Source organism: Neorhizobium sp. 2083, assembly GCF_031455615.1.
Lineage (GTDB): Bacteria > Pseudomonadota > Alphaproteobacteria > Rhizobiales > Rhizobiaceae > Neorhizobium.
Window position 1 is genome coordinate 206,316 of record NZ_JAVDTC010000005.1, and the last position, 13,828, is coordinate 220,143.

A 13,828-nucleotide genomic window follows, 5' to 3' on the forward strand; every position below is an offset into this window, starting at 1 on the left:
CGGCCATGATCGGCCCCTCCTCCGACGTCGCCGGGATCGTCGCGCATCTCGAAACGTTGCGCTCGGAGGAGAATATTTCCGGCATGTCCCGGTTCGGCATCGTCACCGACCGGGCGATCGGCATTTCCAATCCCGACCTGCAGAAGATCGCCCGGATCGTCAAACGCGATCACGGCCGGGCGCTGGACCTCTGGCGCACCGGCATTCGCGAGGCGCGCATGCTGGCGATCTATACCGCCGATCCCGCATCGCTGACGCCTGCCGAGGCACGCGGCTGGTCGGAGGATTTTGTCTCCTGGGAAATCGTCGACACGGCCGCCGACCTTTTTACCGAGACGCCGTTCTGGCAGCAGCTCGTCGCGGATTTCGCCGCGGACGATCGCGAATTTATCCGCCGCACCGCGTTTGCGATGATCGCCGGTGCCGCCGTGCACCGCAAGCAGGAGCCGGACGGCACGTTCATCGCCTATCTGCCAATGATCGAGGCGCAATCCGGCGACCCGCGCAATTTCGTGAAAAAGGCGGTCAACTGGGCGCTCCGCAATATCGGCAAGCGCAACCGCGCCTGCCACGCCCCTGCCCTGGCGCTCTCCGAAAAGCTCGCGGCCTCGCCGGACAAGACCGCCCGCTGGATCGGCAAGGATGCCGTCAAGGAATTGTCGGGCGAGAAGCTTCTGGCGCGGCTGAAGGCTTAGCCGGCTTTCCCCATCCGATACTGACGCGGCGTCGCGCCCGCAAACGTCCGAAACGCCTTGATGAAGGAACTCGTGCTTTCGAACCCGCAGGCAAGGCCGATTTCCGTTATCGGCTCCCGCCCGGCAAGCAGCATCTCCTTGGCCTTCACCATCCGCGCCCGATGCCGAAAATCGCGAAAACTCAAGCCGAGCTCCGCATCGAAGCGCCGTGACAACGTCCGTTCCGAAAGGCGGGCAGCCTCCGCCAGGGCACCGAAATCAAGATCCCGGTCGAGCTGCTCCAGCATCCGGTCGACGGCGACCGCCATGCCCGGCGACTGCGGTTTCGGCAGCCACGTCTCGTCTTCCTCGGCGGCCAGTTCCTCCGCAGCGGAGGCGAGTGCCCTGAAGAAGGCGTTCGCGGCTCCGTCAGCCGCATCACGCCCGGCATCCCAGCGCATGACATACAGGATCATCTGCCGCGCCAGTTCCGATAGGCCGAAGACCCGGCAGGCCGACAGCGGCGTCCCGAATTCCCCGTCGCCGAAGAGTACGGAGGACGCCGTGGCCGCCCCCTTGCTACGAACGGCAATCACCGTTCCCCGCGCGATCAGCGCCGCCCGTTGCGGCGGCAGGATCCAGCGGCGGTCGCCGATATCGAGAATGAAGGTGCCGGCTGAAGCATAGAGGAGGTAATCGGCATCGAAGGCCCGTTCGATCTCGAAAGGTTCGTCAAAGATCCGATAATAGGCATGAGAAATTGTCGCCATCGCTGCCGGACTTGTTTAAGCCGCTTGCTGTCCCCGCATCTGCTTTAGCAGTTCGGCGGTATCGAGCAACGCGGAATGGCGGACGATCTTTCCGTCCTTTAAAACGAAGGTCCGGTAGGCGCGGACCCGGATGGGATTGCCGGAAGCTTCGACGCCCTTGAAAGCCGCCTGGTGCGTGCCGTGCAATGTCAGCTCGCAGATGACGGCATCGCCTTCGGCGGTCATACGTTCGACCGTCCAGACCGCATCCGGCATGATGCGCTTCTGCACCGCCAACATGGCGCAATGTCCTTCCGCATTGGCCGGTGAATAGACGGCTTCTTCGTAATCGTCAGCGAAAAAATCCGCGAACCGTTCGGTCATGCCGCGGTTCCAGATCTCTTCTATATATCCGCCGACGATCGCCTTGTTGGTCTTGGCCTGGTCCTGCATGTCGCGCTCCATCTGTTTCGATGAAGCCCAGATACGACAAAACGGGCGGTTTCAACTCGGCCCGTCCTGCCAGAAAATGATCCCGGTCCGCCAATCGGCGGATTACTCCTCGCCGGACTTCTGGTTGTCCAGCATCATGTAGTCGAGCGGCAGTTCGGTCGTGTACTTGATCTGCTCCATCGCGAAGGCGGACGAGACGTCGCGGATCTCGATCTTGGCGATCAGGCGCTTGTAGAAGGCGTCATAGGCGCCGATATCCGGAACGACGACGCGCAGCAGGTAGTCCACGTCGCCGCTCATGCGGTAGAACTCGACCACTTCGGGGAAATCCACCACCACTTCCGAAAACCGCTTCAGCCATTCGATCGAGTGGCTGGCAGTGCGGATCGAAACGAAAACCGTGACCTTGGTGTTGACCTTGACCGGATCGAGCAGCGCCACGCGGCGGCGGATGACGCCATCCTCTTCCATCTTCTGGATGCGGCGCCAGCAAGGCGTGGTCGAGAGACCGACCTTCTTCGCGAGGTCCGCGACGGCCAGAGTGGAATCTTCCTGCAGAATACGAAGGATCTTGCGATCGAGGCGGTCCATTCAGTTCCCTTTCGAAATCATTTTTCGTTATACACGGAATTCGTGGCAGTTAACCGAAATTTGTTTCACGTATCAAGCTATCCACATGCTGTCGCAGCACCGGCAGCAAATCCGCCTCGAACCACGGATTCTTTTTGAGCCAGCCGGTATTGCGCCAGCTGGGATGCGGCAATGGCAGGATCCGTGGCCCCTGATTGGCAAGGAGATATTCGCGCCAGTTCCGGACCGTCTCCGTCATGCCTTTTCTGCGGCGGCGGCCCAGATGCCAGGCCTGCGCATAACCGCCGACGGCGAGAACAAGTTCGATCTGCGGCATCGCGGCAATCACCCGGGCGCGCCACAGCGGCGCACATTCGAGCCGCGGCGGCAGGTCGCTGCCCTTGGCGTCATAGCCCGGAAAACAGAAGCCCATCGGCACGATCGCGAACTTTTGCGGATCATAAAATTCCTCGCGGGTCACCGCCATCCAGTCGCGCAGCCGGTTTCCCGAGGCATCGTTGAACGGCAGCCCGCTTTCGTGCACCCGAAGCCCCGGCGCCTGCCCGGCGATCAGCACCCTCGCCGTCTTCGATAACACGGCGACCGGCCGCGGCTCATGCGGCAGACGGTCGCTCTCGCCCTTCGCGGGCGCGTCCCGACAGATGCGGCAAGCCGCGATCGCGCCGGCGAGCCCGCCGATATCTTCGCCATTGACGATGCCATCCATGCTCATTGCCACCCGGTCACTCGCTTCATCCAGTCGGCGAACGCCTGCACGAAACTCGTATTGTCCATCATCCCGCGGCTGGCGCGCCAGTCGCGTGGGCTTTCGAACCGGCCGGCCCACAGCCCCTGCCGTTCGCGCCGCGCCGTCTCCTGTTCCTCGGCATAGCGTCCCGAGGCGATGGCGAGGCCTTGCCTTACCAGCGCCCCGTTGATGCTCGTCGCACCCGAATGGCAGCGCACCAGAAGCCGATGATATTTGTCGCGCTCGCGGCCGAGGCACTCGACCTCGCCATTCCCGACGAGCCGTATCAGCAACCGTCTTGCCTCGTCCCCGCAGGCCCAGGGCTTGCCGCGGCCATCCTCGCAGGTCTGGTCGAGCTCCGGCGCATCCATGCCCTGCAGCCGCAACCGCTCCCCGCCCGCCGAGAGCGTATCGCCGTCGATCACATGGAACGGGCCATGCACGACGCTGTCGGCTGCCTCGTCCAGCTTGGCGGCGATCAGCACCAGAAGGATGAAGAAGGCGACGAGAAACGCGCCATCGCGAAAAATCCTGAACGTTCTGGCCACAATCCAGCCTCATTGGAAAACGGAAGCTTCAGGAAAATGGCAAACAAAACCTTTCCCGGCAGTACTCTCTTAAGGTTTTGGACATATTCTCTCAACACCCGGGGTATCAGTTCAGTGGCCATGAGTAGCGGCGTCAGCACATCGACCGACAAAAACATCGTTGATCGCTCGCGCGGCCACCGCAACAAGGCCGTTTCCAAAGCCGTTCGCGCCACGCGGGAGCGCCTGCAGTCCAGCTCCCAGGGCAACCAGATCTTCGACCGCGACATGATCGCCATGCACGTCAACACCGTGCTGCAGGGCGCATCCGTGATGCCCCTCTTCATCGTCGTGGTGACGGCGATCGGCGTCTATCTCAATCCGAATGCCAATCTCTTCGCCTGGGCACTGCTGATGCTCAGCGTCCACGCCATCAACGTGCTGCTTGCCCGCCGCGCAAGCCGCAAGGAAATCACCGCGGCCGAGGTGCAGAAATGGCGCCGCCGCCTGCTTGCCGCACAGGTCATCGTCGGCGTCGGCTGGGCCCTGTTTGCGCTGCAGAACTGCAATGCCTGCTCCGGCGACAGCTATTATTTCTACAAGGGGGCAGCGCTCCTTTTCGCGATCTCGATTACCGCGATGAGCAGCTTCATGCTGCGCCTCGGCGTGCTCTTCGGCTTCCTGCCGATGATTCTGGCGCTGCTCGCCACCGCCATCCTGACGCGGAACGTGCTCGATATCGGCATGATCGCGATCTGCGCCGTCGCGGTCGTCTTCTTCCATTATATCGCCGACCGGCTCTATCGCTCCAACCTGACGCTGATGTCCTATCAGTCGGAAAAGGACGACCTGATCGCCGAGCTGGAAGTGGCGAAATCCATGTCGGACGAGGCCCGTCGCCGGGCGGAAGAGGCAAACCTTGCCAAATCCCGCTTCCTCGCCTCGATGTCGCACGAGCTGCGCACGCCGCTCAACGCCATTCTCGGCTTTTCCGAAGTCATGAGTTCGGAGGTCCTGGGGCCGCTCGCCAACCCGACCTACAAGGAATATGCCGGCGACATCCACCGCTCCGGCCAGCATCTCCTCAACCTCATCAACGAGATCCTCGACCTGTCGCGCATCGAGGCCGGCCGCTACGATCTTGCTGAGGAATCGCTGTCGCTGCTGGAGATCGCCGAGGATTGCATCGGCATGGTGCAGCTGCGCGCCAGCGCCAAGAACATCTCGATCAGCCAGCAGTTCGAACCGCAGCTGCCGCAGGTCTGGGTGGACGAGAAATCGATGCGCCAGGTGCTCCTGAACCTGCTGTCGAACGCCGTCAAGTTCACGCCGCAGGGCGGCGAGATCACCGTCAAGGTCGGCTGGACGGCCGGCGGCGGCCAGTATGTGGCGATCAAGGACAACGGGCCGGGCATTCCGGAAGACGAAATCCCGGTCGTTCTCTCGGCCTTCGGCCAGGGCTCGATCGCCATCAAGAGCGCCGAACAGGGCACCGGGCTTGGCCTGCCGATCGTCCAGGCGATCCTTGCCAAGCACGACGGGCAGTTCATCCTGCGCTCCAAGCTGCGCGAAGGCACCGAGGCGATCGCCATCCTGCCGGCAACGCGCGTGCTGCAGAGCGTGCCGGCCGTCGCCGACGCCCAGACGGTCGCCCGCCGCCGCAAGAGCTTTGCCTGAGGCGATCGACCTCTTTTGCACCGGCCGATTTGCGTGCATACTGCCGCCATGACCAAACTTCTCGACCGCGCCATCGAAGCAGCCAGGGAACTTCCTGCCGAAATGCAGGATGAGATCGCCGAGATTCTGCTCAGGTTCATGGGTGAGGATGATGGGGACGTCTACCAGCTTACGCCTGAGGAAGAAGCCGATCTCGAAGAAGCTGATCGGGAGATCGAACGCGGGGAAGTGGTCGGCGAGGAAGAGGTTCGTACCATTCTCGCGAAATACCTTCGATGAGCGTGCGCTTTACCGCGCTTTCCTCCCGACAGATCGATAAAGCCCTATCCTATATCCGCGAGCGGTCACCATCCGGCGCGGAGAGCGTCTCGCAAAGAATTTCCGAGGCCATTGACCTGCTTGGTCATCAGCCGCGTGCAGGCCGCAAGACGACCAAACCGTCCACGCGAAGGCTTAACCTGGCGCCCTACCCTTACGTCATGCTCTATCGGGTTACCGGCGACAACGTCGTCGTGACCCGCTTCCTCCACTCGGCACGCAAAAGCCAGTAGTCACCTCACTCTTACCTGAGGCGATCGACCTCTTTTGCACCGGCCGATTTGCGTGCATATTGCCGTCATGACCAAACTTCTCGACCGCGCCATCGAAGCAGCCAGGGAACTTCCTGCCGAAATGCAGGATGAGATCGCTCGTGTCGTACTAACGCTCGTGGGCAAAGGCGAGCCGGTGCATCAGCTCACCGCCGACGAAGTAGTGAGTTTCGCCAAATCGCTGGACCAAGCCGCGCGACGCGAATTTGCACCGGCCGAGCAGGTAGCGGCCATCTGGTCGAAATACGCTCAGTGATCATACGCTTCACCCCTGAAGCCGCAGTCGAGCTGGAGGATATCCTCAGCTATGTAGCCAGTCATTCTCCGGGAGGCGCTCGCAACGTCAGCACGCGGATTCGGCAGGTTTTGGAGAACCTCTCGGAATATCCGCTGACAGGTCTTCTCACCAGCCTTGAACCGATGCGACGTGTAGCCGTAACGCCCTATCCGTATCTGATATTTTATCTGTCCGGCGACGATGAGATCATTGTCGTCGGCATCCGCCATGCGGCACGCGATCCATCTTCGATGCCGGATCAACCGGCGGGCGGTTAGCTCCACACACTCCTGACCACCACATAAAGCGCGAAAAACCCGTTGGCGCAGAGCAGGCAGAAGACCGCGAAGGAGCCGAGATCCTTGGCGTGGCGGCCGACGGTGGAGATTTCCGGCGAGATGCGGTCGACCAGTTCCTCGATCGCGGTATTCAGCGATTCGACCGCAAACAGCACCAGCATCAGGATGGCGAACACGAAATAGTCGAGCGCGCTGGCGCCGACCAGCGCGAACAGCAAGACACCGGCCGCGCCGGCGATCAGCTCGTGGCGAAAGGCCTCCTCCTGCAACAGGCGCGTCAGGCCCTGCATGGAATAGCGGAATGCGGCCACCACCCGGCGGATGCCGGTCGCCCTTTCGATATTGCTGTCGACCGGCGTCTTTTCCATTCGGGCTCAGTGGCTCTTGTTGCTGACGCCGGCCTGTTCGAAGGTCGCCATGCCGGAATGGCAGGCTGCCGCCGCCTTGACGATGCCGGCCGCAAGTGCTGCGCCCGTTCCCTCGCCGAGCCGCATGCCGAGTGCCAGAAGCGGCGTCTTGCCGAGCTGTTCGATGGCTCGCAGGTGTCCCGGCTCGCCGGAGACATGACCGATCAGGCAGTGGTCGAGCGCTGCCGGGTTGGCGGCCTTGAGGATCGAGGCGGCCGCCGTCACCACATAGCCGTCGAGCAGGACCGGGATCTTTTCGACACGGGCGGCAAGGATGGCGCCGGCGATCGCGGCAATCTCGCGGCCGCCGAGGCGGCGCAGGATTTCCAGCGGATCGTTCAGGTGGTCCTTGTGGAACTCGACCGCCGCCTTCACCGCGGCGATCTTGCGCTCCATGAATTCGCCATGCGAACCGGTGCCCGGGCCGACCCAATCCTCCGCCTCGCCACCATAAAGCGCGAGGTTGATGGCGGCGGCGATCGTCGTGTTGCCGATGCCCATTTCGCCGATGCACAGAAGATCGGTGCCGCCGGCGATCGCCTCCATGCCGAAGGCCATGGTCGCCGCGCAGTCGCGCTCGGAAAGGGCCGCCTCGCTGGTGATGTCGCCGGTCGGGTAATCGAGCGCCAGGTCGAAGATCTTCAGGCCGAGATCATGGGTGACGCAGATCTGGTTGATGGCAGCGCCGCCGGCCGCAAAGTTCTCGACCATCTGCTGGGTCACCGACGAGGGGAAAGGCGTGACCCCGTGCCGCGTCACGCCGTGATTGCCGGCGAAGATCGCCACCAGCGGCCGGTTGACGGCCGGCGCCCGGCCCGTCCAGGCGGCCAGCCAGAAGGCGATCTCCTCGAGACGTCCAAGGGCGCCCGGCGGCTTGGTGAGCTGCGCGTCGCGCTCGCGCGCCGCCACCAGCGCCCGCGGATCGGGACCCGGAAGGTTCTGCAGCAGGGCACGGAAATCGTCGAAAGGCAGGCCGCTCACGCTCATGGAAAGTCTCTCTTGTAGCTCGCTCTGGTATCGCGGCAGGAAAACTTGTCTTTCCCCGCAAATCGCGCTTCTGTGCGCAAACTCATAATCGGGTAAGCACGGAGGAACAACTGCCAAACGCGACGGATTTCATCGCCGACCTCGCCCGCTCTGTCGGGTTCCTCAGCCGCCTGCCGGTGCCGGACCGATTCTTCCGCGGCCATGACGGCACGATCTCGCGGGCGGTGCGGGCTTTTCCCCTCGCGGGACTGATCGTCGCGGCCCTCCCGGCGCTCGTTCTCGTCGTCCTGCAGTCCGGCGATCCGCTGCTGGTCAGCCTGTTGACGCTTGCCCTGCTGACGCTTCTGACCGGCGCGCTGCACGAGGACGGACTTGCCGACGCGGCGGACGGCCTTGGCGGCGGGCGGGACAAGGAGCATGCGCTTCATATCATGAAGGACAGCCGCGTCGGCGCCTACGGCATCGTAGCGCTCGTGCTGACGTTTGCCTTGCGCGCCGCAGCGCTTGCCGCGCTGTTTCGGCAAGATGCCGTCACGGCGGCGCTCGCCGTCCTTGCCGTTGCGGCCGTCAGCCGTGCCCTCATGGTGGCCCATTGGCGCGCACTGCCGTCAGCCCGAGAAGGCGGAGTGGCGGCCGGCGCCGGCTTTCCGGAAGACGGCGCCCGCAATGTCGCGCTGTTCACCGGGGCGGCCGTCGCGCTCGTCCTGCTCGTCCCCGTTCTCGGCCTGCCGAAGGTTCTGTTGGCGCTGGTCGCGGCGGCGCTCGCCGGGTTCAGCTTCACCCGGTTCGTGGCCCGCAAGCTCGGCGGCCATACGGGCGATACGATCGGCGCTACCCAACAATTGAGCGAGATCGCCATGCTCGCCACTCTTGCTCTTGCCGCGTGAAACCCCGATATACTGACGCATGATTTCGCCCTGTACCCTCGTCTGTTCGATCGACCTCAAGACCGGCTATTGCTTCGGCTGCGGACGCACCCGCGACGAGATCGCCGGCTGGATGGATTATACCGACATGGAGCGCCGCGCGCTGATGGAAGCCCTGCCCGCACGGCTCGAAACCGTCGAGCGAAAGCCGCGGCGGGAAACGCGCCGCCAGCGTCTTGCAAAGGAACGCGACACCGCATGAACGCGCTCACCGGCATTCTCATCGTACTTGGCGTCGGCCTGGCGTTCCTGATCTTCAACCACGATACCGGACAGACCTTCGGCATCGACAACGATAGTTTCGGCCGGGTCATCTACCTGCTGCCGATCGCCGGCCTGCTCGCCACGGGCATTCTCGCCGGCCGGCGCGGCCATGCCGGAGAGGTGCTGCGCAATCTCGCCATCTGGCTCTTGATCATCCTCGGGCTGGTGACCGCCTATCTTTATCGCGACGATGCCCGCAATGTCGCGGCAAGGGTGACCGCCGGTCTGCTGCCCGGCACGGCCGTGGTGATGACGACCAGCGAAGGCGGCGACGAGGTGGTGATCCACAAAACCCGGGGCAGCCATTTCCAGACCAATGTCAGCGTCGAGGGCAAGGTGCTGGCGATGCTGGTCGATACCGGCGCCAGCACCGTGGTGCTGTCCTACGACGACGCCCGCAGGGTCGGTCTCAATCCGCAAAACCTCAATTTTACGGTCACGGTGATGACCGCCAACGGCCGGGCAATGGCCGCACCGGTCAGGCTCGACGAAGTCGGCATCGGCCCGATCGTGCGCAAGAACATCCGCGCGATGGTCGCCGAAGACGGAAAGCTCGGGGAAAGCCTGCTCGGCATGAGCTTCCTCTCCACCCTCGGTTCCCTGCAGATGCAGACGGATGAGCTAAGACTGCGGGACTGACTTCAGCCGAAATCCCGCATGCCTTCGCCCATGCCACCCTTGCGGAACTGGCTCGGCGGCGTGCCGATGATGCGTTTGAAGGCGCGGCTGAAGGAAGCTTCGGCATCGTAACCGAGACGCTCGGCGACGGTCGCGACCCGCTCGCCGTCGCGCAGCCACTGCCGCGCCTGGTGCATGCGCACCCGCGCCACGTAGCGCGCCGGCGTTTCGCCGACCACGCGCAGGAACCGCTCGGCAAAACCGGATCGCGAAGCGCCCATCAGTCTTGCCAGAGACGCGACGGTCCAGTCCCGGTCCGGCTGCAGATGGATGGCGGCAAGCACGCGGCCGACTTCGGGATTGCGCACCGCCGCGATCCAGCCGGTCGTGTCGCCACAGCCGTGCTCGACCCAGGTGCGGATCAGCGTCGCGGTCAAAACATCGGCGAGCCGGGCGAGAATGCCGCCGGCACCGACCCGATCCATGTCCACCTCGCGCGCCATGGCATCGAGAAGATGCGGGATGGCCGGCTCGTTGCGGGCGAGATCGCTGGTCAGCATCGCCTCGGGCATCAGTTGCAGCAGCGGATGCAGCTTGTCGATGTTGAAGCGCATCGAGGCGGTCAGCGCCACGGTGCCGCCGCAGGCATCGGCGCATTGCACGTCGAACACGCCCTGGCAGACTTCCTTGCGCCCGAACCGGTCGAAGGGCAGCGGCGTCAGGCCCGGAACGCTTGCCAGCACATGCGCGTCGCCACGCGGAAGAAGAGCCGCATCGCCCGCCCGCAATTCCAGCCATTCGCCCGACGGCGTCTGCAGCCATGCTGAGCCCGATGAAATGAAGTGGAAACGCGCCGCCTCCTGGGCCGGAAAGGACGTCGCCCAGGGTTCCGGCAGCCGGCAGCGCCCGTATTCGACACCGTCGAGCCGCAGTCCGCGCAGCATCTCGGTGAGCGGATCGGAGAAGTCTTGGGGGATTTCTTTGGACGAACGGTCAAGCATATCGGACTTTCTAGCATGGAAAGTACAGGCTGTCACGCCTAAGTCTGGGTCAACCTTCCGGTACGGTCCTCCGTACCTCCTCCTCCCAAGACAGGAAACGATCATGACAGACAGTACTTTCGAAGAGGACGATGTCGTGCGCGATTCGTCCAGCCCGGATTCATCGGCGAAGGCCCGCTGGGATGCGGTCGTCGCGCTTACCCTCGGCGTCTTCGGGCTCGTGACGGCGGAGTTTCTGCCGGCAAGCCTTCTCACGCCGATTTCCGCCGACCTCGGCATCAGCTCCGGCGTCGCCGGCCAGACGGTGACGGTCACGGCCGTCGTCGCCGCCTTTGCCGGCCCCGGCGTCGTCATCGGCACCCGCAGCCTCGACCGCCGCTGGACGCTGTTCGGGCTGACCGCCCTTCTCATCCTCTCCTGCGCGCTCGCCGCCTTCGCCAACGGCCTGACCCTGCTCCTCGTGTCGCGCGTGCTGCTCGGCATCGGGCTTGGCGGCTTCTGGGCGATGTCGGGCGCGCTCGCCATGCGGCTCGTGCCCATGGATCACCTGCCGCGCGCCATGGCGATGATCTTCACCGGGGTTTCGGTGGCAACCGTCATGGCCGCCCCGCTCGGCGCCTATATCGGCTCCACGCTCGGCTGGCGGGCGGCCTTCGTGCTGGCGGGCGCCGTCGGCGTGCTGGCGCTCCTTTCGCAGGCGGTCACCGTACCATCGCTGCCGCCGGCCGGACATGCCGGGCTCGGCACGCTGGCGGCCGTCCTCAAGCGCCCGAAGATCCGCATCGGCCTCATCGCGACGCTGCTGATCGTCGCCGGCCACTTTGCGGGCTTCACCTATATCCGCCCCTACCTGGAAGACGTTCCCCGGCTGAACGTCGAGATGATCTCGCTCGTCCTGCTTGCCTACGGCGTCGGCGGCTTCTTCGGCAACATCGTCGGCGGCATCATCACCGAACGCAGTTCGGCGCTCGGCGTCGTGTTCGCTTCCAGCCTGATTGCCGTCTCCGCCGTGATCCTCGTCTCCATCGGAGCATCGACGACGGCCGCGGCGGTCGCCATCACGCTCTGGGGTTTTGCCTTCGGCGCCCTGCCCGTCAGCATCCAGAGCTATATCACCCGGGCCGCCCAGGATGAGGCGGAAAGCGCCGGCGCCCTGCTGCTGACGACCTTCCAGATCGCCATATCCAGCGGCGCCGTGCTCGGCGGCCTGCTGATCGACGCCCAAGGCCCGCTCGGCGTCATGACCTTCCTCGGCATCGCCTCCGTTCTCGGTGCGTCCGTGATGGTCATGCGCGGCGCACGCCAGGTCCAGCTCAGCCAGGGCTGAAGCCAAACCCGGTTATCGGCTGCGGTCAGTTGCGCAGCCGGTAACCCGTCTTGAAGATCCAGCCGAGGATCGACAGGCAGATTATGAGGAACAGGCCGATCATGGCGAGGCTGACCATCGGGTTGACGTCGGCAATCTCGTAGAAGCTCCAGCGGAAGCCGGAAACGAGATAGAGGACCGGGTTGAAATGGCTGACCGTCTGCCAGAAGGGCGGCAGCATGTTGATCGAATAGAAGCTGCCGCCGAGGAAGGTCAAAGGCGGCACGACCAGCATCGGGATGACGTTGAGCTGTTCGAAATTCTTCGCCCAGATGCCGATGATGAAGCCGAACAAGCTGAAGGTGATCGCCGTCAGCACCAGGAAAAGCACCATCATGAATGGATGGGCGATCTGGATGTCGACGAAAAACGAGGCGGTCGCAAGGATGATCAGGCCGATGATCAGCCCCTTGCTGGCGGCAGCACCGACATAACCGAGCAGGATCTCGGTCATCGCCACCGGTGCAGACAGGATCTCGTAGATGGTGCCGGTGAATTTCGGGAAATAGATGCCGATCGAGCCGTTGCTGATGCATTGCGTCAGAAGCGTCAGCATGATCAGGCCGGGCGTGATGAACGATCCGTAGGATACGCCCTCGACCGTCTGGATGCGCGAACCGATCGCGGTGCCGAAGACGATGAAATAAAGCGAGGTGGTAATGACGGGCGAAATGACGCTCTGCAGCAGGGTGCGCCGCAGCCGGGCCATCTCGAAGACATAGATCGACTTGATCGCTTCGAAGTTCATGCGTCTTCTCCCACCAGGGCCACGAAAATATCCTCGAGCGAGCTCTGTCGCGTGGAAAGATCGCGGAAATGAATGTCCTGCGCGGCAAGCGTCGACAGCAGCGATGCGATCGTGCCCTGCCCTTCCTCGCCCTGGTATTCGTGGATCAGCGCGGTGCCGTCTTCGGAAAGCGCCAGGTTGTAGGCACCGAGGCTGTCAGGCAGCGCCTTCAGCGGCTCGGACAGTTCGAGCCTGAGCTGCTTGCGGCCGAGCTTCTTCATCAGCGCCGCCTTTTCTTCGATCAAAAGCAGCTTGCCGCCGTTGATGACGCCCACCCGGTCGGCGATCTCTTCCGCCTCCTCGATATAGTGGGTGGTGAGGATGATGGTGACGCCGCTCGCGCGCAGCTTCTCGACCAGCTGCCACATCTCGCGGCGCAGGTTGACATCGACGCCGGCGGTCGGCTCGTCGAGGAAGAGGATCTGCGGCTCGTGGGCGAGCGCCTTGGCGATCATCACCCGACGCTTCATGCCGCCCGAAAGTTCGCGCAGCATGCTGTCCTTCTTGCTCCACAGCGACAGGTCCTTGAGGATGCCCTCGACCAGCGCCGGATTGGGCTTTTTGCCGTAGACGCCGCGGGAAAAGTTCACCGTGTTCCAGACCGTCTCGAACATGTCGGTCGTCAGTTCCTGCGGCACCAGCCCGATCAGCGACCGCGTCTGGCGAAAATCCCTGACGACATCCTTGCCGCCGACCAGCACCTTGCCGGTCGAAGGGTTGACGATGCCGCAGATGATCGAGATCAGGGTGGTCTTGCCGGCGCCGTTCGGACCGAGCAGCGCGAGGATCTCGCCTTCCTCGATTTCGAGATCGACGCCCTTCAGTGCCTGAAACCCGTTCTCGTAGGTCTTGGTAAGCTTGTCTATGGAAACGACTGACGCCATGGGGAATGGTCTTCTCAAGGAATC

20 protein-coding genes are annotated in these 13,828 nt (G+C 63.6%); 10 read left to right on the forward strand and 10 right to left on the reverse strand.

Annotation, left to right across the window (positions count from 1 at the left end; all coding sequences use genetic code 11):
* Positions 1-5 precede the first annotated feature (5 nt).
* A complete protein-coding gene (locus J2X76_RS20255) occupies positions 6-695 on the forward strand; it encodes a DNA alkylation repair protein (RefSeq protein WP_310219083.1) in 690 nt (229 codons plus the stop codon).
* On the opposite strand, the gene J2X76_RS20260 is transcribed toward J2X76_RS20255, so the two are convergent.
* The 5 genes from J2X76_RS20260 to J2X76_RS20280 all read right to left on the reverse strand — a co-directional run bounded on the left by J2X76_RS20260 (position 692) and on the right by J2X76_RS20280 (position 3,742).
* Positions 692-1,444, reverse strand: a complete 753-nt coding sequence (locus J2X76_RS20260) for an AraC family transcriptional regulator (RefSeq protein ID WP_310219084.1) — start codon at positions 1,442-1,444, stop codon at positions 692-694. The two genes, J2X76_RS20255 and J2X76_RS20260, sit on opposite strands and share 4 nt — an antisense overlap.
* 15 nt (positions 1,445-1,459) lie before the next feature.
* A complete protein-coding gene (locus J2X76_RS20265; RefSeq protein ID WP_310219087.1) occupies positions 1,460-1,876 on the reverse strand; it encodes an ester cyclase in 417 nt (138 codons plus the stop codon).
* A gap of 102 nt (positions 1,877-1,978) precedes the next feature.
* The gene (locus tag J2X76_RS20270) at positions 1,979-2,467 is read right to left on the reverse strand and encodes an Lrp/AsnC family transcriptional regulator (RefSeq protein WP_113129526.1); all 489 of its coding nucleotides are present in this window, start codon (positions 2,465-2,467) and stop codon (positions 1,979-1,981) included.
* Between the two features lie 49 nt (positions 2,468-2,516).
* Entirely contained in the window at positions 2,517-3,173 is a 657-nt protein-coding gene (locus J2X76_RS20275; protein ID WP_405030069.1) for a uracil-DNA glycosylase family protein, read from the reverse strand.
* Positions 3,174-3,175: 2 nt separating this feature from the next.
* A complete protein-coding gene (locus J2X76_RS20280) occupies positions 3,176-3,742 on the reverse strand; it encodes a thermonuclease family protein (protein WP_310219089.1) in 567 nt (188 codons plus the stop codon).
* Positions 3,743-3,862: 120 nt separating this feature from the next.
* Here J2X76_RS20280 and J2X76_RS20285 point away from each other — a divergent pair, with 120 nt between their 5' ends.
* From J2X76_RS20285 to J2X76_RS20305, 5 genes are all read left to right on the forward strand, one after another.
* A complete protein-coding gene (locus tag J2X76_RS20285) occupies positions 3,863-5,398 on the forward strand; it encodes a HAMP domain-containing sensor histidine kinase (RefSeq protein WP_113129523.1) in 1,536 nt (511 codons plus the stop codon).
* Positions 5,399-5,446: 48 nt separating this feature from the next.
* Positions 5,447-5,677, forward strand: a complete 231-nt coding sequence (locus J2X76_RS20290) for a hypothetical protein (RefSeq protein WP_310219092.1) — start codon at positions 5,447-5,449, stop codon at positions 5,675-5,677.
* Positions 5,674-5,949 carry a type II toxin-antitoxin system RelE/ParE family toxin gene (locus J2X76_RS20295; protein WP_310219094.1) on the forward strand — a complete coding sequence of 92 codons (276 nt, stop codon included), beginning with the start codon at positions 5,674-5,676 and terminating at the stop codon, positions 5,947-5,949. The genes J2X76_RS20290 and J2X76_RS20295 overlap by 4 nt, the downstream gene beginning before the upstream one ends.
* A 67-nt stretch (positions 5,950-6,016) precedes the next feature.
* On the forward strand, positions 6,017-6,244 hold the full coding sequence (locus tag J2X76_RS20300; RefSeq protein ID WP_310219095.1) for a hypothetical protein: 228 nt from the start codon (positions 6,017-6,019) through the stop codon (positions 6,242-6,244).
* Positions 6,241-6,543: a type II toxin-antitoxin system RelE/ParE family toxin gene (locus tag J2X76_RS20305; RefSeq protein WP_310219096.1), complete on the forward strand. Its 303-nt coding sequence runs from the start codon at positions 6,241-6,243 to the stop codon at positions 6,541-6,543. Before J2X76_RS20300 ends, J2X76_RS20305 begins: the two co-directional genes overlap by 4 nt.
* On the opposite strand, the gene J2X76_RS20310 is transcribed toward J2X76_RS20305, so the two are convergent.
* Together J2X76_RS20310 and cobT are read right to left on the reverse strand one after the other, a co-directional pair.
* On the reverse strand, positions 6,540-6,932 hold the full coding sequence (locus J2X76_RS20310) for a diacylglycerol kinase (RefSeq protein ID WP_310219097.1): 393 nt from the start codon (positions 6,930-6,932) through the stop codon (positions 6,540-6,542). The two genes, J2X76_RS20305 and J2X76_RS20310, sit on opposite strands and share 4 nt — an antisense overlap.
* A gap of 6 nt (positions 6,933-6,938) precedes the next feature.
* Positions 6,939-7,958, reverse strand: a complete 1,020-nt coding sequence (cobT, locus tag J2X76_RS20315) for a nicotinate-nucleotide--dimethylbenzimidazole phosphoribosyltransferase (RefSeq protein ID WP_113129519.1) — start codon at positions 7,956-7,958, stop codon at positions 6,939-6,941.
* 110 nt (positions 7,959-8,068) lie between these two features.
* On the opposite strand from cobT, the gene J2X76_RS20320 reads away from it, so the two are divergent.
* The 3 genes from J2X76_RS20320 to J2X76_RS20330 are packed head-to-tail and all read left to right on the forward strand — an operon-like array spanning position 8,069 to position 9,787.
* On the forward strand, positions 8,069-8,845 hold the full coding sequence (locus tag J2X76_RS20320) for an adenosylcobinamide-GDP ribazoletransferase (protein WP_310219379.1): 777 nt from the start codon (positions 8,069-8,071) through the stop codon (positions 8,843-8,845).
* A gap of 19 nt (positions 8,846-8,864) precedes the next feature.
* Positions 8,865-9,086, forward strand: a complete 222-nt coding sequence (locus tag J2X76_RS20325; protein WP_310219099.1) for a DUF1289 domain-containing protein — start codon at positions 8,865-8,867, stop codon at positions 9,084-9,086.
* The gene (locus J2X76_RS20330; RefSeq protein WP_310219100.1) at positions 9,083-9,787 is read left to right on the forward strand and encodes a TIGR02281 family clan AA aspartic protease; all 705 of its coding nucleotides are present in this window, start codon (positions 9,083-9,085) and stop codon (positions 9,785-9,787) included. Before J2X76_RS20325 ends, J2X76_RS20330 begins: the two co-directional genes overlap by 4 nt.
* A gap of 2 nt (positions 9,788-9,789) precedes the next feature.
* On the opposite strand, the gene J2X76_RS20335 is transcribed toward J2X76_RS20330, so the two are convergent.
* Positions 9,790-10,767, reverse strand: coding sequence for an AraC family transcriptional regulator (locus J2X76_RS20335; protein WP_310219101.1), 978 nt, complete (start codon positions 10,765-10,767; stop codon positions 9,790-9,792).
* Between the two features lie 103 nt (positions 10,768-10,870).
* Between J2X76_RS20335 and J2X76_RS20340 the strand changes: the two genes are divergently transcribed.
* Complete coding sequence (locus tag J2X76_RS20340; RefSeq protein ID WP_310219103.1) at positions 10,871-12,094, forward strand: MFS transporter; 1,224 nt, start codon at positions 10,871-10,873, stop codon at positions 12,092-12,094.
* A 25-nt stretch (positions 12,095-12,119) separates the two neighbouring features.
* On the opposite strand, the gene J2X76_RS20345 is transcribed toward J2X76_RS20340, so the two are convergent.
* Both J2X76_RS20345 and J2X76_RS20350 read right to left on the reverse strand, forming a co-directional pair.
* Entirely contained in the window at positions 12,120-12,881 is a 762-nt protein-coding gene (locus J2X76_RS20345; protein WP_310219106.1) for an ABC transporter permease, read from the reverse strand.
* Positions 12,878-13,804 carry an ABC transporter ATP-binding protein gene (locus J2X76_RS20350; RefSeq protein ID WP_310219108.1) on the reverse strand — a complete coding sequence of 309 codons (927 nt, stop codon included), beginning with the start codon at positions 13,802-13,804 and terminating at the stop codon, positions 12,878-12,880. Before J2X76_RS20350 ends, J2X76_RS20345 begins: the two co-directional genes overlap by 4 nt.
* Positions 13,805-13,828: the final 24 nt, after the last annotated feature.

Bases quoted from the DNA above. Each gene is read 5' to 3' on its own strand.
- J2X76_RS20255 (WP_310219083.1), top strand. From the start codon at position 6: ATGATCGGCCCCTCCTCCGACGTCGCCGGGATCGTCGCGCATCTCGAA.
- J2X76_RS20260 (WP_310219084.1), bottom strand. From the start codon at position 1,444: ATGGCGACAATTTCTCATGCCTATTATCGGATCTTTGACGAACCTTTC.
- J2X76_RS20265 (WP_310219087.1), bottom strand. From the start codon at position 1,876: ATGCAGGACCAGGCCAAGACCAACAAGGCGATCGTCGGCGGATATATA.
- J2X76_RS20270 (WP_113129526.1), bottom strand. From the start codon at position 2,467: ATGGACCGCCTCGATCGCAAGATCCTTCGTATTCTGCAGGAAGATTCC.
- J2X76_RS20275 (WP_405030069.1), bottom strand. From the start codon at position 3,173: ATGGATGGCATCGTCAATGGCGAAGATATCGGCGGGCTCGCCGGCGCG.
- J2X76_RS20285 (WP_113129523.1), top strand. From the start codon at position 3,863: ATGAGTAGCGGCGTCAGCACATCGACCGACAAAAACATCGTTGATCGC.
- J2X76_RS20290 (WP_310219092.1), top strand. From the start codon at position 5,447: ATGACCAAACTTCTCGACCGCGCCATCGAAGCAGCCAGGGAACTTCCT.
- J2X76_RS20295 (WP_310219094.1), top strand. From the start codon at position 5,674: ATGAGCGTGCGCTTTACCGCGCTTTCCTCCCGACAGATCGATAAAGCC.
- J2X76_RS20300 (WP_310219095.1), top strand. From the start codon at position 6,017: ATGACCAAACTTCTCGACCGCGCCATCGAAGCAGCCAGGGAACTTCCT.
- J2X76_RS20310 (WP_310219097.1), bottom strand. From the start codon at position 6,932: ATGGAAAAGACGCCGGTCGACAGCAATATCGAAAGGGCGACCGGCATC.
- cobT (WP_113129519.1), bottom strand. From the start codon at position 7,958: ATGAGCGTGAGCGGCCTGCCTTTCGACGATTTCCGTGCCCTGCTGCAG.
- J2X76_RS20325 (WP_310219099.1), top strand. From the start codon at position 8,865: ATGATTTCGCCCTGTACCCTCGTCTGTTCGATCGACCTCAAGACCGGC.
- J2X76_RS20330 (WP_310219100.1), top strand. From the start codon at position 9,083: ATGAACGCGCTCACCGGCATTCTCATCGTACTTGGCGTCGGCCTGGCG.
- J2X76_RS20335 (WP_310219101.1), bottom strand. From the start codon at position 10,767: ATGCTTGACCGTTCGTCCAAAGAAATCCCCCAAGACTTCTCCGATCCG.
- J2X76_RS20340 (WP_310219103.1), top strand. From the start codon at position 10,871: ATGACAGACAGTACTTTCGAAGAGGACGATGTCGTGCGCGATTCGTCC.
- J2X76_RS20345 (WP_310219106.1), bottom strand. From the start codon at position 12,881: ATGAACTTCGAAGCGATCAAGTCGATCTATGTCTTCGAGATGGCCCGG.
- J2X76_RS20350 (WP_310219108.1), bottom strand. From the start codon at position 13,804: ATGGCGTCAGTCGTTTCCATAGACAAGCTTACCAAGACCTACGAGAAC.